This window comes from Ruegeria sp. AF7, assembly GCF_056541885.1.
In genome coordinates this window covers 227367-249162 of sequence record NZ_JBQFYX010000002.1, presented here as the reverse complement: position 1 = coordinate 249162, position 21796 = coordinate 227367, and the positions used below count along the sequence as shown (strand labels likewise).

Sequence of the window (21796 nt, the reverse complement as noted above, 5' to 3'; positions counted from 1 at the left end):
CCCCTCATAGCAAAACATCCCCTGCCCCACGCTCCCGCACCAGATCGAGGAAGTCAGCGACACTGAGCAACCAGGGTTGCTGGTCCGCGTGATATGTACCGTGCAACCCTTGCGGCAAAACAAGGCGCAGGTTCTGTGCCTGCATTTCTGTTGTCTGCGCGCGGGAAATCGCGGGCTCAAGCGTCAACAGGTGTTTTTCGGAAATCCGATTGGCTTCAGCCAAAACCTGGCGCCAACGGTCTTTGCAGGTCGTTTTCACTCCAAGCATCGTGAGACCACTTTCCGGATAGCCGGTGTTTGCGTATTCCTCTTCGCCCGGAAACAGGAAGTCTGCGGCATTGCGTTTTTCAGTCGTGGCTTCACGTTTGTAGCGCAGGTTATGAGCCTGAAGAATGGCCTCTGTATGATGACCAAACGCATAGCCGGCTCGTGACTTGCGGCGGTTCTGAACCCCAAGCGAGAACTTTAAAAAGCCCTCCACATCAGCACCGCTGTCATCGAAGAACCCGGTCTTTAACCGATCCGCGACGATCTCGCGTTCCATGAAACGAAACAGTGTTTCTTCATGCTCCATCCAGGCCAGCAGGGCCTCGTCCGGAGATCCGACGGGATCAACATCGGACAGACTGTCACGCGCGAACTTCGAGAATTTCGCTGTCGATGGGAACGCCAGACCAAACTTGCGAACGAGCCGCTCGAAGGCAGGCGGTTCGGCGTCCTCCGGCTCAATGCCCAGAGCATCCAGAATGATCCGGGCAGCAAAATCAACGTCCCTACCCCCTTCACTGCCAATGTCCCGCTGGCTGAGCTCATAATCCCCGGTGAGAGCCAGACCAAACAACCACAGGAGTTGTTGCTCAATTGAACTGCCAGCAGGGCAGAGAATGGCCAATACGTGGCGCTGAGCGGTCATGCAGAGAAACAGAGTGTCTCCGGCAGACGCGCGATAGACAACCGGCTCCGAAGCCGCCGGATAATACAGCCTGTACTCCGCGGTCCGATGCGGCTGCCTCTTCCGGCTGTTGTACCAGGATCCGGTCAGGTTCAGCCTGATGGGATCATCTTCGCTGTCGTCGATCCAGATATATGTGACCGGGATCTTTTCCCGGTCTGCCGGCGTCCCGACAAACGCCCGGAACACATCAACGCCCTGGAACTCATGGCCATGAGATACTTTGGGATCAACTTCCGTGCCGCGCAGGACTTTTGCACCGGCACCTACAAAATACTTCGACAGAAAACCGTGCCCGGACAAAAAATACTGCTCCCTGAATTGCTACCGGAGCCCCTCAATATCAAGCTCCGCGTCGCCAAAGGACAACCATTGCGAGAGCGTGTCAATCACATCCGCAACGTTTTGCCTGCCTTTTCCTTTCAGAGCACATTCCCACACGATTGCCACGCGCCAGTCCGCTGCCCGAAGGGCAGAAAAGTTCTTCTGATCCCGCTGCACATTCCCGCCGATCTTGTTGCGCCAGAACTCTTCGCGCGTTTTTGGCCATTTGAACAGCGGACATTGATGACCATGCCAGAAGCACCCGTTTACAAAGATCACGGCCTGATATTTTGGCAGCACCAGATCCGGCCGTCCCGGCAGTTTGCGGTCGTGCAGGCGATAGCGGTATCCCCGGGCATGAAGCCCGCGCCGGATGATCAGTTCCGGTTTCGTATCCGCACCCCGGATTGCCGCCATGTTGCGGCTGCGGGTTTGCCGGTCGTGGACGTCAGCCAGCTTTGCGAACAGGTACTGTCCCCTGCCCTTCCAGGATTGCGCGCACATGCGGCTCCATAACCCGCGCCACCTCGGCAAATACCGGCACAGCGACTGAGTTACCGAACTGTTTGTAAGCCTGGGTGTCAGAGACAGGGATCCGGAAATCTTCCGGATACCCCATCAGACGAGCGCACTCGCGCGGTGTAAGCCTGCGGGGATTATTGCCTTCACCCCGGCTGACGAGGATTTCCGATCCATCCTTGTAGTAGCGGGCAGACAGAGTTCTGGCGATGCTGTCGCCGTTTACAAGACCAAAGCCAAACCCGTTACCCTTAGCTTTGTGTTTCGCTGCATAGTCCTGCAGGTATTTCCAAAGCTTGTCGGTCAGGGTGTATTTGTTACTGACGGTGGCATCATTGCCGAGCGTGAAATGCCCTTCAGGATTCTCCAGACCGTTCTCCGGATGCAGAATGTCCCGCATTCGGCGCGCGCCGCGTGCCGGCAGAGCAACATCATCAAAACTGAACGGTACCTCCTCACGGAATCCCACAATAACGATACGCTCCCGGTGTTGAGGCACAAAATGGGCCGCATCAATCACCCGGGGATCAGGCACGTAGTAGCCCAGCTCGTCCCGGAGTTTCCGCATGATGACCTCAAAGGTCCGGCCCTTGTCGTGGCTGCGCAGGTTTTTAACATTCTCCAGCATGAAAGCTGCCGGGCGGTGATGTTTCAGGATCCGCAGGACATCGAAGAACAATGTTCCCTGAGTTTCATCGTCAAAGCCATGGGCGCGGCCCAGTGCATTCTTTTTTGACACCCCTGCAATCGAAAACGGCTGGCAGGGAAAGCCCGCGACCAGAACATCATGTTCCGGGATGTCTTCGGCCTCGATTTGAGTGATGTCGCCCGCGATGGGGCGGTTATCCGCGAAGTTGGCGTCGTAGGTCTGTTGGGCGTATTTGTCCCATTCCGAGGTAAATACGCAGCGCCCGCCCGCGCTCTCCATCGCCTTTCTCAGGCCGCCGATACCGGCAAACAGGTCAATGAACGAAAATGCGGCGCCTGATGTATCAGGCTGGCGCGCCTCGGCCTCCATCCGCAGCAGGTTCATGACCCCCTCACGCGGGGTTTCCTCTCCGCGTTTCCAGCGATAGATGTGACTTTCCGAATAACCCAGGATTTCCGCGGCCTCAGAAACCGAATGGCCGGTTTTCTGCAACAACAATTCAAATTCGGTCATTCTGCTCGCCCTCTGCTCCCGCGCTTCAGATATCCGCGGGGAATTTTTTTGTCACTATGGCGACCAGAGTCCCGCGAAGCAAGAACATTCTGGAAACATCGGGATGAATCTGAAGTTAACGCAGGTCGGGACCTAAGGTTCATCAGGATGCTCGCCGCGATTTTGCGATACATCCGAAGGTAGTGCAGATATCGCTCGACTTCCATGGCCCGGCGAGCCGTACTGCCGCCATGGACGACGCAACCCGGGAACAGCTCAGTTTTGTATTTGCGAAGCTGACGGGCAATCTAGAGGATGCGGCCTCGCTGGCCCTGAAGGGCCAGCACCCGCAGATAAGTGCGGAAGAGGCCGAAGAGCTGATACGGTCCATTCAGGCCCTGCTGAACCACGCTGGCGCCCGCATGCGGGCCTTAGAGCGACTGGTCGGCCGGTATCGCTGATACCCGGTCGACACCGCTCCGAAGTCCCCGGAGACTAGTTCGACAGGGGCGACGGGTATAACACCGCCGCCCCTGATCCAGGCCGTTTCTTGGCGCTAAAACCAGTAGCGTAACTATTCAGCTGGTATCCGCAGATGCGCGTCTGGCACCACTGACATCGACACCCATTTTTTCCAGCCTGGCGAGTATCTCTTCGCGGCGCTGTTTATCCTGGTTTTCTCTGGCGTCCATTTCCGGCTGCACCTCCAGCATTATGTTGATCGCTTTGATCAGGGACGGCACATCGCCTTTAAGACCTTTTTTGCAGAGCGCCAGGTAGGCAGCTTCATATCCGTCCAGCGACACAGTCCGGCCATCCGGTGTGCGGGCTGCAACAGGCTGCGACAGGATCGCTGCAGCGTCTTTAACCAGATCGGAACGGGTCTTGGGCCGACCTTTCGGATTGCCGGACTGACCTTTCTTCCACTGGCTGGATTTTGGAGGTTTGCCATAACCGATGTCGTAAGTGTCAGTCATTTCCACCTCCATCGTCGATGACATTGACACCCATCTTCCGGAGCGCGGTCAGGATCCGCTGCTTTTTCTCCTTCGGATCAAACTCAGCGGCCTGAGCAGCACCGGCCTCTTCCAGGATACGCCGCTGCAGGTCCATGGCACGCCGGTCACCGGACAGCGCCAGCTCCCGCAATTTGCGGATCAGGGCTTCACTGATGGGCATCTGTTTCTCTGCACCCTTCGGCCTGACTTTGCGCTTCAGCACTTTTTGCGTCAGAGACAGAATGTCTTCCTGTTTTTTGGGCCGGCCTTTTGGATTTCCGGATTTTCCCTTTTTGAAACGGCTGTGTTCAGGCGGGCGCATATAGCCCGCCTGAGTTTTGGTCTGATCACTCATTCTGCAGCCTCCGTCGCCGGAGCCATAGCCTCTACAGCGCGATGAGCGGCTATCTCAGCATATGTCTCACCGGTGGCTTCCTGAACAGCTTGCTGCCCTGTCTGCGCTATAAATCGGCGGCAGATAACATCACAATAGATCGGGTCGAGCTCCACCAGGCGGGCTCTTCGGCCACAGCGCTCCGCAGCTATCAGGGTCGTACCGGATCCGCCAAAGCCGTCCAGCACGATATCACTACGTCGAGTGACATCTCTGATCGCATCCGCCACCAGCGCCACTGGCTTGACGGTCGGGTGCAGTTCCAGATCTTTCTGATTGCCGCCAAAGCTGTTCACTCCGGGATAATCCCAGACATTCGTCCGGTATCTGCCTTTCTCACCAAGGCCAAAAGTATTGAGATGCGGAGCAGTTCCGACTTTCCAGACATAGATCAGTTCATGTCTCGACCGGTAAAACGTACCCATGCCGCCATTGGTCTTGGCCCAGACGATCAGGTTTTTTAGCTCTGAATAGGTTTTGGATCCGGCTGATTGCAGCTCCGGCATGTGGCGCCAGTCCATGCAGACAAAGTGAATGGCACCGTCAACGCTGACACCCGCCATAGCGCCAAGTGAAGCTTCCAGGAAGGCTGTAAAGGTGCTGGCATCCATTTCACCGGCTGCCATTGCAAACTCACGGTGTTTCACGGCACCAGAGCCGCAGACATGGCCATCTATTTTGACGTTGTAGGGTGGATCTGTAAACACAGCGCGCGCACGATCGTCGCCCATCAGCCGTGCATATGCCTCGGGATCACGTGCATCGCCACAGACCAGTCTGTGTGTGCCAAGAATCCAGACATCACCGGGCCTCGTGATTGCCTGCTCTGCAGCAGGTTCCGGCACCTCATCGGCCGGGTCCACTGTTTTTTCATCATCGTCATCCAGCAGCAGATCCAGTTCGGCCGTTTCAAAGCCGGTGATTTCCAGATCAAAATCCAGCTCCAGCTCTTCCAGTGCCTGGAACTCGATTTTCAGGATGTCGCGATCCCACCCGGCCAGTTCAGCCAGCCTGTTGTCAGCAATGACATAGGCACGACGTTCCGCGTCCGACAAATGTGCAAGTTCAACTGTCGGTACCTCAGCAGTGCCAAGTCGTTTGGCTGCAGCAACGCGACCATGGCCGGCAATGATGCCGCCTTTTTCGTCGATCAACACAGGATTGGTAAAGCCAAACTGTCGGATCGACGCTGCGATCTGATCAATCTGCTTGTCACTGTGCGTCCGGGCATTGCCGGCATATGGGATCAGATCATCTGTTTTGCGATAAACGATCTTCAGCCGGGTTTCCTCCGGCAGGGGTTTAATGTCAGCCATTTCGGGGCCTTTCAAATGCGCGCAGCCGTCTCGCCCTGACAGAGATCAGATCTCCGTTCGAAGAACCGGTCTGCGCTGTTTCAGGAAGAGGCCGGATCAACAGATCCCTGCGAAGGGCCGGAAACTCCCGGCACAAGATCGGCAGGCCCCCCACCGATCACTTCGCTTTGCGTGTGAACAAGCTAATAAAGTATGCGCTTGTTCAGGTCAGGCTGTTTAGCGCAGCTTCGGATAGTACATGTTTCCACGCACGTCACAGAAGCCACCATTGATCTTGAATTCGGTGTTCAGCTGCGTTTCCCTCAGGCCACGCACATCAAGATCCAGGATCTCCGGCGACCAGTTTCCGAGACGGGCAAAGCGGATCATGCCAATACTCAGCAGGCGCCTTTCCTGCTCGGTCATCCACTGAAGTGGAATAGTCGGAATCGTCGAATACCTGAGTCTTATTGCCGCCTTCACACGACCAGGTCCCCAGATAATGGAGTCCCGGCCATCTGTCACAACTGGCAGAGCAAAACCAAATTTACGGATCGTATCAGCGATCACCTTGATCTGCTCGCCGCTGTGAAGCGGCATGTATTCGCGACCATAATCCACAAGTTTCTTTGGAGAAACCTGCTCTGTTTTCCACCGGCTTGTCACCGGCATTTTCGGAACCTGCAGTTCCAGTTTTGAAGCATGCATCAGAGTACTCCTCACACACCATTTGCCTCCGGACCATCCGGCGGCTTCGAAATTTCATGCGGTGATAGTCACCGCTTAACTCCGTTGATGCGTAAGCAGCCTCATAGGCGCTTACGGAATTGCCGGGTCTGAGCCCGACATCCGGCAGGTTCAGCAAACCAGCCAGCTTCCGTTGATAGGCAAGATCACCCGGTGGATGCGTCTTGCTGAACACCAGAAAGGAAAGTTCGGTGGGAATTTCAAGAACTTTTTTTGGTAGAGATGCCAGAATTATAATGGCTTATACAAAAAATGACATTCAGGCCGGTTTCGCCGTGATTTCGCACCGGGCAAACGGTTCACTCGGGGCCCTACCGCGGCCTCTCAACCCTGACGTGATTCGGCTTCGGCTCAGTCCAGTAGCTCGCCGCAGGGTACGCCCAGCGCAACAGCTATCTTGTCCACCACTTCTATCGTGGGATTTCTGGCCCCGCGTTCGAGATCACTGATGTAGGTTCTGTGGATGCCGGACTGATGCGCGAGCTCTTCCTGCGACCAGTCTTTCGACCGGCGCAGACGCCGCATGTTTCCACTGAGACGGTCACGAACATCCATGACCCCCAAAGGCACGGGATGTCGCCGATCCGTCTACAGACGATCAGTGACATTTTATGTTGACTTCCACCCTTCAGAAAGCATTTGTCGATGTCACTGATCGACGACAAAGGAATTGATATGCTGAATTCAGAAACAGCGGTTGGCGAGCTTGGGGTGACAATTGGAGACCAGGCAAATCTGGTCGCGAACTATATCATTGAAACCGGTCTGAAGCCGCTGCCCCTGCCCGCGGAGTTCTTCTACGCCTCCCTGCCGCTTTGTATAATCGATGCGGTGTTTTCTATTGGCGTCACATACACCTCCACCGCAAACACGGTGGCCGGGTTTTGCGAACGCCAGGGCTGGACGAAGTCGCTGGCGCCGGATGCGCCTCGCTCAACCGGCGAGCACACCATCAGTGAGTTTCTGGCGCTGTTTGATGGCCTGACGCCGGAGCAGATGGCTGATGACCTCTTCAGCAACCGGCAGCGCACATCGACTCGCTCTGGCATTCTAAAAGCAGTAGCAGTGCGTCAATTTGCTGAAGTGTTGAAAGAAAACGGGATCGAAGATTTTGGGGACATGACCGAAACCCGGCTGACTTTGGTCGAAAAGCAGGTCCGCGACATTCCGGGTCAGGGAAGCGGGATTTCATTTGACTACTTTCGGATGCTTGCAGGTGACGACAACCTGATCAAACCGGACCGGATGGTTCAGCGCTACATCGCTAATGCGACGAACATGAAAACTGAACGCGTCACGCCGGAGTTCGCTAGATCGCTGCTGCAAAACGTGATCTCAGTGCTGGCTATACGAGGATGCGACTGGTCGCCACGACAGTTGGATTATGCAGTCTGGACTAGGGAAAGAACTCGCTGACACGACTGAACCTAGTCTTCAGTTTACGACCCCCAAAAATCCGAACCTAAATGGCGCCTACAATCAATGTCTTCAGCGGCCTCAGGTCAGCCGATCATAAAATACGACACCGACCACATAGGGCAGCAACGCGCAGACAGCGAGTATAGCAGTTCTCAAGGCCGCTTCCTGAAAGCGGACCTTCACGCCTTGAAATACCTCGGACAGAAGAGCCCATTGCTGCCGTTGCTCCAATTTCACGAGTTTGCAAACAAGGCATGATCGTCCGGCCCAAGCCCGCGTTATCTCTAGACTTCACTGCCGGATAGACAGGTATTAAAACTTCCATGAGAACCCGAATATTGTGCGTTGCTATTCGAAATCGACTTTTACGCCCCCCAAGCGAAAGATTTCTTTTGCGTAGAGGTAGTGCGTCTTCCATTTTTTATCCCGCTCGGTGTCGCCTCCGAGGTTTGGCACCACTAGGCGGGTTATACCTGCTGCGACGATTGCTCGGGCGCAGTCCGCACATGGAAACAGTGAAGCATACATTGTTGTGCCATCTAACGTTACGCCCTTCGCAAGCGCCGAGTTGATGGCGTTCCGCTCCGCGTGTTCCAGCATGAAGTACTTCCAATCTGGATCGCCCTCGATAGCCTGTAAGCTATCGGCCTGTGACAGCCCTAAGGACTTGGGGGGCGCGTTTGCACCTTCTGACAATATCTGCCCATCAGCATCGATGATGACCGCACCGACTTGACGGTGGGGATCGTGGCTGAACTCGTGGAGTTCGTTGCACCGTCGTAAAAAGTCGCTGTCAAATTTCATCAGTTCCATGGCATATCGTTCCAGGTATTGAAGCCGAAGTCACTTTTAGAGGACCAAATGACACTACTTGCGGGAAAAGAACTAGATAATAAGAAGTTCTTTCGAGAGGGTAACCCCAAAAAGCGCGCATCCAGCTTCGACCTCACGGTTGGCAGCATCTTCAACGATGAGGGCCAAGAGATCGTTGGCCCATACAACCTGCAACCCAATGAGATGGTTCAGGTGACTTCGGCTGAGGTCTTTAGCCTTCCCGCTGACATTACCGCGCACGTATCCTACAAAACCAGCATGACGCACAAGGGTATTTGGGCGTTGACAGTCGGTGTCGTGGACCCGGGGTGGGATTGCCCTGTCTCCACTACCCTCTTCAACTTCAGCAAGGTTCCCTTTGCAATCAGTAAAGGCGATGTATTTTTGCGGGTTTCACTCTTCAAGCATTCGCCAGTGTCGGAGCTCCAACAAGGGCCCACCGTTGAAAACTATGAAAACGAAGTTCGCAAGACCGCTATGACGACCTTTGGGCGTCAGTTCTTGAATGCCGATAAGGTGGCTGACAAGGCAGGAGAAGTTGCGATGGAAAAGATGCGCAATTCTGCGCTCACTTGGGTGGGCCTGGCTGCGCTTATGTTTGCGCTTCTGCAACTTGCTGTATCTTGGGTCTCGCCCGCTGTCTTCGACAGTAGACAAACGACCTCGCAGTTGAGGGAAGAAATAGTTGAGCTAAAAGCGCAGGTAGCGTCCCTCGCACACAAGGTTCAAAACACTGAGGCTGCTTCGTTGGAAGGTGAAATTGCTCCCTTAGATAACATAACTGATCCCAACGATGCCAAGTCTGAGCCCACCAAGTGAAAGGACGACGTCCACCGGTGCAGGCTCACGTTGGATCATAAATTCCACAGCAGTCTGTAGCTTTCATCAGTAGACTGAAAACATGCCAATTTGAGTGGTCCAAATAGAAAGCCAGTGCGTGATTGGTCTTTGATACATCAGCTCGGCGATCTCTGGCGCTGCTGAGCAGCAGCCCACTGCACGTGGGGTGGATTGGTGTTGTAAACTTCACATTTGCAGCAGGCTTTTTGTATGCAGCAAACGATGGCTCTGTGACCGACTTTACAAGCTTTGATCAGCACAGAACGTCTGCTTTCTCCCAAAAGTGGTGGCCGTGGAATGACCGCTTCTGGCTGGCTATCTGCCGAATGCTACCTAAGATTTCTGGGCACACATCAGCGGCCAATACATCACGAGTGACCAGCGAACCGGAGGAAATCTAGGCTGTAACTTCACGAATTAACACAACGGCCCTTATCTTGCCGAAAAGCAGTGCTTCGGACAGGTACCAAAATACGTTAAGCACGTTTCTGACGTCTTTCCGAAAAACAAGGGGAATGGAATTGGGGCAAAGAAGAGGCTGAGTCAGCGCGAGTGGCGCGCAATTGTAGATGCACCCACATTGGCAGGCGTGCAGATAAGCCTCTATCCGGTTGATCATGAAGATGTGGCAATTGCCGTTGAGATCGAAAAAATTGCACACTCAAGCTCTTTGGGACGAATGCTCTGGATCGGATCGCTCAGAAGAAACCTACAAACTCCCGCCAAGTTCAGTATTCAGCCGGTCTAGTTGCGTCAAAGGATCATCGCTCGAGCAACCTTCCTAATCTGCAGCTTCAAGTGCAGCATGCGGAGTAGGACTTAGGTCGTTGATTGAATATGGCATGATTCACCGCCACGCGTGAGCTTCTAGAGCAGCTTCCATCTGCAAATACTTTTTATTTCAGTTCCTTATGCCAACATCCGGCGCTGAAAGCTTAGATACGCTGCAAGCGTCAAAACCATGCAGAAATGATCAGAAAAACCAGCGCAATTGCTGCGGGTGACAGTCTGGTATAGAGGATGAAATTTCCCCGCGCACCTGCATTTCCGACCATGGCCGTCAGCACGATAAAGCCCAAAACAACGGCCTGTGTCCGGGCTTGAGAAAGATCCGGCAGAAAAATACTTAGACAGAGACCCACACCGATGGATGCGTTGTAGGACGCAATGCTACGGCCCAAGAAGCGTGTTTTTTCGATCTCTTTCGCGTCAAAAATAGTCAACCTTTCACACACTCTCTGCCAGTGAAACCACTGCGCGTATGCAAATACCAAATGACCGATGATTACAGCGACAAGTGCAAGATAATAAATAATAATCATGAAAAACTCCGTTCACTTAAACCTCGGGTGTCAGAAAGCTACCTCCGTAACGCATCATCATTCGAACGAATTGCGTTCGGTTGGAACAGCCGGTTTTTGAAAGAATTGATTTCGTCTGTGCATTAATTGTAGAGACAGAGCGCCCGCGCCGGTCAGCAATCTCCGGATTGGTCAAGCCGCGCCCGATTGAATTGACGATCGAAGTTTCTGTCTGGGTCAGATCAAAAGCTTGCTGCACGTGATTGACGTTAAAGGTGACGGGCAGGCTCGCATCCGTGCTGCAAAGCAAAAAACCCCGAAACGGAGAAGCTCCCATCTCGTCCAGCCTATGCAATGGAATGATTTCAACACACAGCGCATCGTTCGTGTGGCTGAGTATACATTCCTTTCGGGGTCTTGCGCCAAATTTGCCATGTTGGCGCGGGCTATCCATCAGGGCTTCCAAGCTTTTCTGTCCCTTGGTATCCGCCATGTGCAGGCGTCCGTCCGCCCGAATACGAAACAACCTATAGCTTTCCTGCTGGCGCTGAAACTCGTCGTTGCGCGCGACAACGCAGCCACGCGCGTCCAACACACAAATCCCGATGGACAGTTTGTCAATTGCGGACAGAATTCCTTCGTATCGCTGTTGCAACTGGCGCGTTGGAATGCCCAAATCAATCGCCTTTGCAAGGTGCGGCAGGATTTTGGACAGGAAGGCGCGCTCTTCTCCGGTCAAGGGACCACGCGCGATATTCAATTGAACAGAAAACAGTGAGATCCACTGATTGTCCTTGTTCATGACGCCCGCAGCGCGATGCAGAATACCAAGCCTCATCAGTTTTTTGACGTGTTCCTGCGATTTGAGCTCATTGAGTGAGGAGGCCAAAACGCTGTCATCTATAAGCTCTACGGCGTCACCCTCATTCGTCTCCCGCCGTATGATGGCCTGGTCGCGCGCCTCCAAGTCCTGACATTTGGACAAATAGACGGACAGCACATCCTGAGAGTATAGCCCTGAATGCAGCGGTGCGGTCAAAACGCGCCCATCAACCGTATCTGCCCACTCAAAAATGATGCTACCCTGTGCAGAGACACGATCCACAACCTCGTCAAGAACCTCGGCCCAGCGGTTGCTGTCGGCAACCGTATCGTAGATTCGTAAAATCAGTTGCTCGTCAGATTGGATCACGGGATTATCCACCTATTCACTCGAGACAGGTTTCATAACTCTAACCGCACATTCATCCACAGGCATAGCCCATTTGGGGGATGCCGGAGCTTTGCCAAATGGGTAGAGTCGTAAATTAAACAGGATTCAGAGTGTTTCTGACAAAATGGAAATGAGGAGATATGAAAACCTGCAGCGCTCATTCTCGTTTGGTTTGGAGATTTGCTTTTCCAGTTCCCTTGTGGAATTTGACCGGCTTGGTGTTTAGAAGATTAATTCGCACAACACTACTGCATCAACATTCGATCATTCGATTTCCAGGAATGATTTATTCCAGCCTTTCGCGATGGGGTAGCGCCTGATTATTTGCAATTTCACGCCTTTGAATGTAGTCTCCGTCGTCGAAATACGCTTATTTATTGCATTTGGTTGAGACCAGTTAGTCCTGCGTCAACGATCTGAGAAAGCCGGTGGGTTTGGTGGTGTATTTGCTTGCCACATTTTGCCCCACAGTGCGGGACACCAGTTCCGATAGGCCAGTTCTTTTCTCAGGAGCTGAATGAGTCGATGGGGCCTGAACAGAAAAAGATATTGAGTTCCGGTTATCGCTTCTGCGGTTTCTCAGGTTCCACACTTTTGAAGTGTGATGTTGGTCCGAGTTTTTGCCGGAGGGATTGTTGTTATGTTCGATTTTGTTACACAAATTACAAACGCCGCCACCGCGCTATCCAACGATGTCCGGCAGGCCGATCGCCGCAGAAAGATAAAGCAGCAATTTCAGGCGGCTGAAACGGCAATAGCGGCAGCATACAAAAACCATGTTTCCGAAGCCGCGACCATCCAGTCGCGGCAAAACTATGCCAGGGCGCTTTCGGTGACGTGGCACGATATCATCAATCTTGGCAATCCTTACAGCAGTACCCACGAACGACGGCTGGAAGATCTGAAGTCAAAAGTCCTCGAAAACACCGAAGAGAAGGGCGAATTGTTGCTGGTTCCGGACCCCGCCACTTTGGAGGCGCTGCGGGTGCCGCGCGTGGCTGCTGTCCGTGATCGAGCCGAACTTGACCTTTCCACAACCCTCAATCGGTCGCTTGAGGCTGCGCTTCAGATATTCGATACGGAATGCACTTCGATCGAAAACCGGGCTGCGGGTAAACACCGGGATGAACTCCGGGCACTGACCGCAGAGAATCGGGACGTCTTGGTGTCAGCCACGCAGGCCAGTGCGATGCGGGATGAGGCGCGCGTATTGCTGGATGCTGCGCAGACTGGCTGGGCTGAGCAGGTCGAAACGTCTTACCGGTCTGCACTGCAGGACAAGCTGGCGGATTTTGACAAGAACGACCGGCCGATATTGGTCGCACAGGTCGTGCGCAACCGCACGGCTGCTTTCTGGATCAAGAAAATGCTGTTCGAAGGCAAAGGCGTGCCTAACGCGAAGCTGGGCAGGGAATACCAGAAAAGCGATCAGCACCTACAGGACCAGTTGATCAACACGGTGACCCTTATGGTTCTGGAAGATGGCTCACTTGAATACCGCGCGCGCGAGCGCGACGCCGGAGGCCAGTTTTCATTCGAAAAAAATTACATGTACCCCAGCAAAAAATTCCTAAATCAAGCTAATTACCCGCCGCCCGATCCGCAGGTTCGTGGCCCTGAAGATCGCATTCTGCCGTTTGCATTGCGGTTTCTTGATCAGGTGCCAATGCCGGTCATGACGTCAGAAAGCTTGAAACAAGGCGTTTTCTTCGACCTGCGCAAAGGTGACCGCGTCAGGCAGGTCCTACGACAGTTTGAGGGCAATGTGCTGGAATTCCTGCATGATGCGGACGATAACCGAATTGATGAACGCCCTTACATCAAGGATTATCCGGGAACGGCGCGAATATCGAAATGGCTGGACACGGACCCCGCGCGGCAGATTTCCGTCGCGCTTCGCCCAGATGGGTTGCTGGCCGTTGTAGTTAAGCTGAATGACAGCAAAACGACCATTGAAGATAGTAATTCCAGCGAAGTGATTAAACTGCGCGAGGATTACAACAATGCGCGCCTGATGAGCTTATTGACAGTGGCACTGGTGTCACGTGTGCTGAATGGGCCGGACACTGACCGCAGTTTTCCAACTCCATGCGGTCAGAACAACCGGTTGCATATTTCGAGTTACTGTATCTGGCCACTTCAAGTCGATCCGCAGGGGGCGGTCACCCGGGCAGAGACCCTGCTGGAACAACTCGAGTCGGGGCTGCTCAAGCTGGACAAAGTGCCACGCTGGGCCGTGGGTTGGAGCCCGGCGGTTCAGGCAGATGCATTAGCAGCGCGGTTTACATATACTGCCGAGCGGCATCTGCGCGTGCTGAACTCGACCGGTGCAGGCCCCATCAAAGTGCGGAAGGGTGTCAATGAACAGGACGCGCTACACAAGCTGACGCAGTGGTTCAAATACACCTGCTTGCTGCTTGGTGCGCTTTGGGCAGCTATGGTCTTGTCGACTGTGGTGGCGACCAGTTCGTATACGGTGCCAGAGCTTTGGCTATGCACTCTGGCGTTTTCGATGATCGGTATCTGGCGCTGTCTGATTTGTTGGGGACTATCGGCCCGGGCCCGCGAACCGCGCCCAACAACACGTGGAGATGATTGGCTGTCCAGACTAGGCTCAAGCTTCTCAAAGTCGGTGGGTAAGGTGGTCGAGTTGGCTTTTTTTCACCGATGGTTTCTTCTGATCGGGCCCGCGGTCATGTGCATGCTGATTGCGACCACGTTTATTTGGCAGGAGGAAAAGTGGGCTCTGCCGCACGCATTGGGATTCGATTTTGGAGCGCCCGATGCCAAGCAACTGACTGGAGAGGATAACAGTGTCCGATTGGGAGAAGCTGAGCCAGAAGCTGATGCTGCCGGGTTCTCTGCCGCGCTCTACAAGGGTGTCTGGGCGCTGCCGCTTCTAGCCATCGGCTTGATGCGGCACGGGTACATGCTGCTTTACGACCTGGTTCTGCAACGTGGCCAGTTGCAGCGAAAGCTGAACTCCGTGGTCGGTGTCCAAGAGACACTGGCGGCCGGTCAGGCGCTGCCATCGCTTAAGATTTTTTCAGACGGCGAGGCTCCGGCACCGACCGTTAACAAAACCTTGGCAATCGGAGACGCCCTTGTACGAATGAAGACACGCGTGACGAATGAAATCACGGCAGCGCGTTCGCGGTTCGACAAGGGCTCTGCCGCAAATGCGGCCTTGGTTGCGGTGATCGGACTGCTTGCTCCCTTCAGCGCGATGGAAGCCAGAACGTTTAATGAGGACAAATCCAAAAGATTTGAGGGCATGGCCACTGAGCTGACGAAAGCCCATCCCAATTTGATCGAAGAACTACGCCCGTTGATCCCGAAATACCCTGAGGTCAATCAGATCGACGTAACACCTGAGGTGCTCGCCGATCTGGGCACGCTCAACAAGGAACTAACTGGTTTACTTCAGACGCTTCGGCACATTCAAAAAAACCGGGACGTAACAATCTCAGCCCGGACCGACGAGGCACACCGCCATCTGGGGGCTCTGGCATCACAACTGGAGCGGTTGCAACCCGAGCCACTGGTCGTCGGGGTCAACACTGTACCGGCAGAAACGGCCCTGGTACTACTCGCGCAAAGGTTCAAAGATGCGCAACTGCCCCGATTGCCAGTTGATGTGGAAACGGAAAACGCGATTGCCGCAGTCAAAGAGCTGTCTGAGGCAATGCGGCGGGCGACATTGAATTCCAAAGTAGCAGTGGATGCCGATATCGGGGCAGCGCTGCGAGAGCTGGGGTTTCTCAAGGCCGTACTCGATCAGTTGCGGGAAGGCACGGTCATTCCCATGACGCCCGAGGGTCAGAGGCCCCCTGAAACTGCAGGATGGATCGACATAGACCTCGCCTTTATCAATGCGGCCACCTATCCGAAGATCGTGACCAAGGTTTTGCCACCTTTGCTGGAGCAATGTGACCTGTTGGGCGGGATGAGCTTCGATACAAACGATGCGAATGTCAGAGAAGACAAGTGGTTCAGCGGGCGCAACGTGGCTGACAAGACGGACCTGGATTCGCTTGTCGCGCGCTTAAAGTCCTGGAAAACCTCGCAAGACACGGCTGCAGATGATCCCTCGCGGATTTACATCGTCGGGCTGGCCGATGCGCAGGGCAACGCCGTTGCAAATCTCAACCTGTCAAAGCGCCGGGCCGAGGCTGTGAAAGAGGCACTTTCGAAAGAAATAGACGATTCATCAATAGTGACGCTGCCTTTGGGCGAGGCAGGATGGCTGGCGGACACAGGTCTGCCAGATCGGGAAAGTGACTCAAATCATCGCAGCGCGACCGTGTATCTTTGCCCACAGCGAATCCAGGTTGCAGACAACAGTGCCGGGGGAGACACTCAATGACCATTGTCAAAATCAATCGCATTGCCAAGGAAAAGGTTGCGCGCAAGAAGCTGACTCAGGTCGGTGAAGTGACAATGCAGCACGGCCGCGGTTCGGGTGTCGATGTCAAAGAGTTCGACCTACCCGATCAGCACATTATCGAAGCCGAGCTTGAAAACGGGTTAATCCTGTTTCGGCGCGCGGATGAAATTGGTGAAGTGAGCTCTGACCGCAGCGGTTCAGGGGGGACTCAGCTAGTCCTGCCGCAATCTCTGGACCAAAGCGGCAACTCGCGCGGACTGGGCGCGTTTGCGGTGCGTACTTACCGATTCTTTTCAGGCAGTGGTCTGGGCGAAAAGGCCGCTTATGCCACCGCGCGAAAGCTTGAGCAAAAACCGCGAGAATTGGACGGTTGGCCGTACAAGCCCGCCTATCGCGACAAAGACGTGTTGCTACCCTTGATGCGCGACGGGGGCTTCGGAGAGATAGACGCCTCACTGGCCACGCGCGATGGCGCTGAAATTCTTGTGCTGATCCACGGCACGGCTTCCAGCACCATGGGTTCTTTTGGGCCAATCGTTCATGGCAAATCCGATGGAACCCTATCCCCGGGGACAACATCGCGCACGCAATGGGAAAGGCTTTGCAAAAGATTCAAAGACCCAAAAGACGACAATGAAGAAAAGCGTTGCCTGATCTACGGGTTCGAGCATCACACGCTGACACGCAGCCCCGTACAGAATGCCATCGCGCTTTTGGAAGCGATTCCGCGCAACGCCAGGCTACACATGCTTTCCCATTCTCGGGGCGGGTTGGTCGGTGAACTGCTGTGCCTGCTGCCGGACACGTTGGACAAGGATGATCTGGACCGATACGCGAACGCCGGGCTGCCACGTGACGATCTGGATAAGTTCAAGCAACTGATGGCATTCAAGGCTCCGCAAGTGCAGCAATTCGTGCGCGTTGCAGCACCGATGCAGGGCACGTTGCTGATTTCGGACCGTATCGATACGACCTTCTCGTTGCTGTTCAACCTCATGAAGATCGTACCGGGTGGGCAGAATGTACTGGCCGACGCGTTCCGCGAATTTGCCCGCGAGTTTATCGCAACGCGCGAGGATGTCTCGGTTTTGCCGGGGTTGGCGGCAATGAGCCCCGAGTCCGCGCTGGTGGCAATCCTCAATCGGGCCAATCGCACCATCGAAAGTCCCCTGACTGTTGTCAGCGGTGATATCGAGCCAGCCGGCATTCTCAAGTCGCTCGCCGTATTTGCGACGGATCTGTTCTATCGCGAGGATCACGACGTAGTGGTCCATACGCGCGCGATGCTCAAAGGTGTGCCGCGCAAACCCGACTTAAAGGTGTTTCCCGCGCAAGGCAGCGACGTGAATCACTTCAGCTACTTCTCCAACAAAATGTCGTCGAAAGTGATAGTCGATGCGTTGACAGGCGTTGAGAACCCCAACCTTGAGGCTCACGCGCCAGAGCCTGAGGCGATGGAATTAATCTCGGGCACCCGAGGATCAGGGGCGGACAAGCCGCTTGTGTTTGTGCTACCGGGGATCATGGGCAGCCATCTGCGGGTCAAGGGGCAAGACACGCCGATCTGGTTCAATCTCCCTCGCATTCTGACCGGCGAACTTAAAAAAATCACAAGCAAGGACGGCGAACCTATTGAAGATGTTGAACCTGCCGGCGTTCTCAAACGCTTTTACGGAGGGCTCGTACGGCATCTGAGCCGCAGCCACGAGGTGGCAGTCTTTGATTTCGATTGGCGCAAGCCGCTGCAGGAAGAGGCAGACCGGCTTGCCGCGCGCGTGCAAATGGAGCTCAGTAAAATTCCCAACGGGGAAACGCGTCCGATCCGATTTGTGGCCCACTCGATGGGCGGGCTCGTGGTGCGTCTGATGATCAACCGCCATCGCGAATTGTGGGAAAAACTGCGCAGCGATGCGGGCGGCGGGTCCACGCTTGTTATGCTGGGCACGCCCAATCGTGGATCGATGTCGATTGTCTGGGCTCTGATGGGGCTCGACAAGATGATCCACACGATCGATCGCATCGACTGGAAGCATGATGTGCCCGAACTGGTAGAGAAAATGGTCCCACTGCAGGGCATTCTGGAACTGCTTCCGACAGACGGGGACGGAGCCTATTTCAAAAGGTCGACATGGCAGCAGTTGCGCAATGCAAAGGGCCCGAGCTGGCCGCTACCCGAAAGCAAACGACTGAAAAATGCGGCCAAGACCTATGATGAACTTAAGCTGATACCCAATGATGCGCCCGCCATGAGCTATATCGCGGGCAATGCCGATATGACGCCGGCTGCGTTGGACAGCACGACATTGAAGATGACAGGATCGCGACACGGTGACGGGCGCGTGCTGTGGCGCACCGGCCTGCTGCCAGATGTTTCCACATGGTATGCGTATGAAACCAGTCACGGCGACCTGGCGCGCGACAGGGATCTGTTCGGGCCAATCCTCGATCTGTTGCAAACCGGGCGCACAAACGGCTTACCACAGACACCGCCGGTTGAGCGCAGCGGTGCTCCGCTGTTCGAAGTGGTGGAACCCGAACTGCTCTACCCGTCCAACGAGGACGCGGAAGCGGCGATCATCGGGGCCACGGGTGCGGATGATCTGGAAACTGATGCCGAGAAGCGGGACCCCTGCAAAGTGTCCGTCATGCATGGAGATCTGAGACTGCACAATAGTGTGGTGACCGTTGGGCGATATGAACACGAACCGATGGAAGGTGTCGAGCGCGACATTGATGAACAGTTGGACGGACAATTGACACAACGTCGCGCGCTTGGGATTTATCCGGGGCAAGAAGGCACAGCCGAACTTTTCCTGCGCAAACAGCCCGTTGGAGAGTTTGCCACGGGGATCGACGGCGCCCTGGTCGCCGGGTTGGGCCGCGTCAGCGAATTGTCACGGCGCCGCCTGTCGGTGACGCTGGCCAACGCCTTTGTCCTTTACGCGTTACGCACGGGCCCCGTTGAGAAAGATGGGGCAAAGACACTGACGACTTTGCCGATCAGTTCCAACGACAGTCAGCTTTCAATCGCCGACAGCGTGGAATCGATCCTTGTGGCGCTACAGAATGCGAATAATCGCTTGCCACGCGATCACAGGATCACGCATCTGACCATCCTCGAACTCTACGAGGACCGCGCCATCGAGGTCGGCTCGGCTCTGTCTCGGATGGAACGCGAGGGGCGCTGGAAACAGGACTTCAAGATCGACTGCAACATCCGCAATGGCCTGGCAGGACGGCAGCGGTTCCGCTTTGGCCCAGATACAAGCGGTAACCGGCGCATGCAGATTACAGTGCCTGAAAATGACACCGAGAGTCTGGATTTCGTGGTGTTTGATCGCGGCGCGTTGGCCCAGAGAGTGACTACGCGCGTCAAACGCAGCCGTATCGACAGTCTTATCCACGAGGCCACTGCAAGCAGCCATACGGGACCGGACACAGGCAAACTGCTGTATGAGTGGGTCATCCCCAAAGAGTTGCGCGCCAAAACCTCGGACAAACGCAACATGACATTTCAGGTCGACGAAGCCGCGGCAGCCTACCCATGGGAGATGTTGCAGGACAACTGGGGTGAAGGCGGCAAACCGGTTGCGGTTGAAGCGCAGGTAACCCGCCAGTTAATTCGCCGGCGCAGCGGTCTGGGGTCAAACATCGCCGCATCGCGCCGGGTTTTGGTGATCGGTGATCCGGTCAGCTTTTTTAGTGAACTGAAAGGCGCGCAGGCCGAAGCCCGGCTTGTTGCCGACAAACTTGGCGCCAGCGGCTGGACGCAAGATATGGACGTACAAATCCGCGAGAACGTCGACGTCGAGCGCGCGCTTACGTTAGAGGAGAACCAAATCCTGCATTTCGCCGGGCATGGTGTGTTCGAGTGGGGCGACAACAAACAGACCGGGCTCATAACAGGCAAGAAGCGGGTGCTGGAACCCGCCTTCATCGAAAAGCTGCGCTATGTGCCAGAGTTCGTGTTCCTCAACTGTTGCTACGGCGGCGCCATCGGCATCGCGCCGGACATGGCAGAAACCTCTGACGAAGAGAGAGATCCGCACACTCCTCGGGCAGCGCTGGCCAACCGTCCCGATCTCGCTTCGGGGATTGCGATGAAGTTCATTGAAGCTGGCAGTAAGGCCGTGATTGCCGCCGGTTGGGCTGTGAACGATGGCATGGCGCAGCTGTTTGCGACAACTTTCTACGACGCCTTCCTGAATGGATACAGTTTTGCTGAGGCAGTACGCCTGGCGCGGGCCAAGGTCTACGAGAAGGATCAAGATGGAAACACCTGGAGTGCCTATCAAACCTATGGCGATCCTGAGTTCAGATTGCAAAGAGGCGTGGGCGCGCATCGACCGGACTGGGTCAAGCCCGAGTTTGTTTCGCCTCGACAGGCGACATTGACGCTGCGGTCGTTAAAACTTGACGCGCGGTTCGCGCCAACGGCTCAACAGACAACGCAGGTTGCCAAACAGTTCATGGAGACACTTCGGGTCGTCAACGGGTACAGCGAATGGAGCCGCAATCCCGAGCTGTTCGAGGCCATCGCTGATGTTTGCGCGGAATTGGGCGATTACAAAAGTGCCATTGAATATTACGAGAGAGCGGTACGCCGTTCGCCCCCGACCCTGTCGCTGAATGCCTTGGAAAACCTGATGTCCTTGCGGGTGCGCGTGGATACGCAAACCCGCATCGAGAAACAACAAGGCTCATCGAAAAGGGAAATTGAAAAGGCGCGCAAAAAGGAAGAAGAGACGATACGGGCAGCGATCGACTATCTGGTTCAACAGGAAAAAATCGCAGGAGAACGCAGTGCAGCCCTGCGTCAGACCCGGATCGGTGACGGATACCTGCGGCTGTCGGCTTGCGCGTTTGTCGGTTCCCCTACAAAGGCAACCACCATTGATTATCTGGAACGGGCGCGCGGGGCCTATGACACTGCCGTAACCTGCGGGTTCCAGCTTCCCGAGTTCGACACAGCATACCCCCTTATCCGACGGGCGCTTGCAGACTTTCTTCTGTCTTGTGCATCCGATGGCAAACTGGGTCACTCCATTAATGAGCTTATGCCGGTCGTAAATCGCGTGGCGCAGGACATAAGGGAAACCGACGCGCAACAGACGCAGTTCCAACGCCGTCGCCTGATTGCCGAAACCCGCCTCTTCGAGCTTGTCTCGACGGACGTATACAATGCCTCACTTCAGGGCGAGCTACTTGATGTCTTTGGGCAGTTGTTTCTGGATGGCGGATCCATCCGGCGACGCAGAGAAGTCGTGAGCGACCTTTACACAGTCGCCCAGTTGTTGTCCGAGGTCGGCAAGCAACGCACCAATCAGTTGGACACAACAGTTGGCGAAACGGTCAGGTCATTGGCGCGAGAGCTTGAGAACGGAATTCCAAAAGTCTCGGACTCAATTTTGAATTTAGCAGAGGAGATTTGA

The 21796-nt window shown here is 55.0% G+C and carries 16 protein-coding genes; 5 read left to right on the top strand and 11 right to left on the bottom strand.

From position 1 onward, the window contains the following. Positions 1 to 4 precede the first annotated feature (4 nt). The 3 genes from ACR0AP_RS06665 to dcm are packed head-to-tail and all read right to left on the bottom strand — an operon-like array spanning position 5 to position 2957. Entirely contained in the window at positions 5 to 1255 is a 1251-nt protein-coding gene (locus tag ACR0AP_RS06665) for a type II restriction endonuclease (protein WP_480506131.1), read from the bottom strand. A gap of 21 nt (positions 1256 to 1276) precedes the next feature. Then, on the bottom strand, positions 1277 to 1693 hold the full coding sequence (locus ACR0AP_RS06660) for a very short patch repair endonuclease (RefSeq protein ID WP_480506129.1): 417 nt from the start codon (positions 1691 to 1693) through the stop codon (positions 1277 to 1279). Between the two features lie 31 nt (positions 1694 to 1724). Further along, positions 1725 to 2957, bottom strand: coding sequence for a DNA (cytosine-5-)-methyltransferase (gene dcm / locus ACR0AP_RS06655; RefSeq protein ID WP_480506127.1), 1233 nt, complete (start codon positions 2955 to 2957; stop codon positions 1725 to 1727). 230 nt (positions 2958 to 3187) lie between these two features. Between dcm and ACR0AP_RS06650 the strand changes: the two genes are divergently transcribed. Beyond that, entirely contained in the window at positions 3188 to 3397 is a 210-nt protein-coding gene (locus ACR0AP_RS06650) for a hypothetical protein (RefSeq protein ID WP_480506125.1), read from the top strand. Positions 3398 to 3514: 117 nt separating this feature from the next. Here ACR0AP_RS06650 and ACR0AP_RS06645 read toward each other — a convergent pair whose 3' ends face one another. From ACR0AP_RS06645 to ACR0AP_RS06625, 5 genes are all read right to left on the bottom strand, one after another. Next, positions 3515 to 3913 (bottom strand): DUF5681 domain-containing protein, encoded by a 399-nt coding sequence (locus ACR0AP_RS06645; RefSeq protein WP_480506124.1) that lies wholly within the window; start codon positions 3911 to 3913, stop codon positions 3515 to 3517. Further along, a complete protein-coding gene (locus ACR0AP_RS06640; RefSeq protein ID WP_480506123.1) occupies positions 3906 to 4289 on the bottom strand; it encodes a DUF5681 domain-containing protein in 384 nt (127 codons plus the stop codon). Before ACR0AP_RS06640 ends, ACR0AP_RS06645 begins: the two co-directional genes overlap by 8 nt. After that, positions 4286 to 5644: a site-specific DNA-methyltransferase gene (locus ACR0AP_RS06635; protein WP_480506121.1), complete on the bottom strand. Its 1359-nt coding sequence runs from the start codon at positions 5642 to 5644 to the stop codon at positions 4286 to 4288. The genes ACR0AP_RS06640 and ACR0AP_RS06635 overlap by 4 nt, the downstream gene beginning before the upstream one ends. A 216-nt stretch (positions 5645 to 5860) precedes the next feature. Further along, a complete protein-coding gene (locus tag ACR0AP_RS06630) occupies positions 5861 to 6331 on the bottom strand; it encodes a ParB N-terminal domain-containing protein (RefSeq protein ID WP_480506119.1) in 471 nt (156 codons plus the stop codon). Between the two features lie 390 nt (positions 6332 to 6721). Then, the gene (locus ACR0AP_RS06625) at positions 6722 to 6925 is read right to left on the bottom strand and encodes a helix-turn-helix domain-containing protein (RefSeq protein ID WP_170335516.1); all 204 of its coding nucleotides are present in this window, start codon (positions 6923 to 6925) and stop codon (positions 6722 to 6724) included. A 90-nt stretch (positions 6926 to 7015) separates the two neighbouring features. Here ACR0AP_RS06625 and ACR0AP_RS06620 point away from each other — a divergent pair, with 90 nt between their 5' ends. Beyond that, positions 7016 to 7786, top strand: coding sequence for a hypothetical protein (locus tag ACR0AP_RS06620; RefSeq protein WP_480506117.1), 771 nt, complete (start codon positions 7016 to 7018; stop codon positions 7784 to 7786). A gap of 351 nt (positions 7787 to 8137) precedes the next feature. Here the strand turns inward: ACR0AP_RS06620 and ACR0AP_RS06615 are convergent, their stop codons facing one another. Further along, a complete protein-coding gene (locus ACR0AP_RS06615; protein ID WP_480506115.1) occupies positions 8138 to 8602 on the bottom strand; it encodes a deoxycytidylate deaminase in 465 nt (154 codons plus the stop codon). Positions 8603 to 8650: 48 nt separating this feature from the next. On the opposite strand from ACR0AP_RS06615, the gene ACR0AP_RS06610 reads away from it, so the two are divergent. After that, entirely contained in the window at positions 8651 to 9442 is a 792-nt protein-coding gene (locus ACR0AP_RS06610; RefSeq protein ID WP_480506113.1) for a dCTP deaminase domain-containing protein, read from the top strand. 974 nt (positions 9443 to 10416) lie between these two features. Here ACR0AP_RS06610 and ACR0AP_RS06605 read toward each other — a convergent pair. Further along, complete coding sequence (locus ACR0AP_RS06605) at positions 10417 to 10785, bottom strand: DUF1304 family protein (RefSeq protein ID WP_480506111.1); 369 nt, start codon at positions 10783 to 10785, stop codon at positions 10417 to 10419. 16 nt (positions 10786 to 10801) lie between these two features. Next, entirely contained in the window at positions 10802 to 11956 is a 1155-nt protein-coding gene (locus tag ACR0AP_RS06600; RefSeq protein WP_170623015.1) for a helix-turn-helix domain-containing protein, read from the bottom strand. A gap of 661 nt (positions 11957 to 12617) precedes the next feature. Between ACR0AP_RS06600 and ACR0AP_RS06595 the strand changes: the two genes are divergently transcribed. Further along, on the top strand, positions 12618 to 16343 hold the full coding sequence (locus tag ACR0AP_RS06595) for an OmpA family protein (RefSeq protein WP_480506109.1): 3726 nt from the start codon (positions 12618 to 12620) through the stop codon (positions 16341 to 16343). Continuing rightward, positions 16340 to 21796, top strand: a complete 5457-nt coding sequence (locus ACR0AP_RS06590; protein WP_480506107.1) for a CHAT domain-containing protein — start codon at positions 16340 to 16342, stop codon at positions 21794 to 21796. Before ACR0AP_RS06595 ends, ACR0AP_RS06590 begins: the two co-directional genes overlap by 4 nt.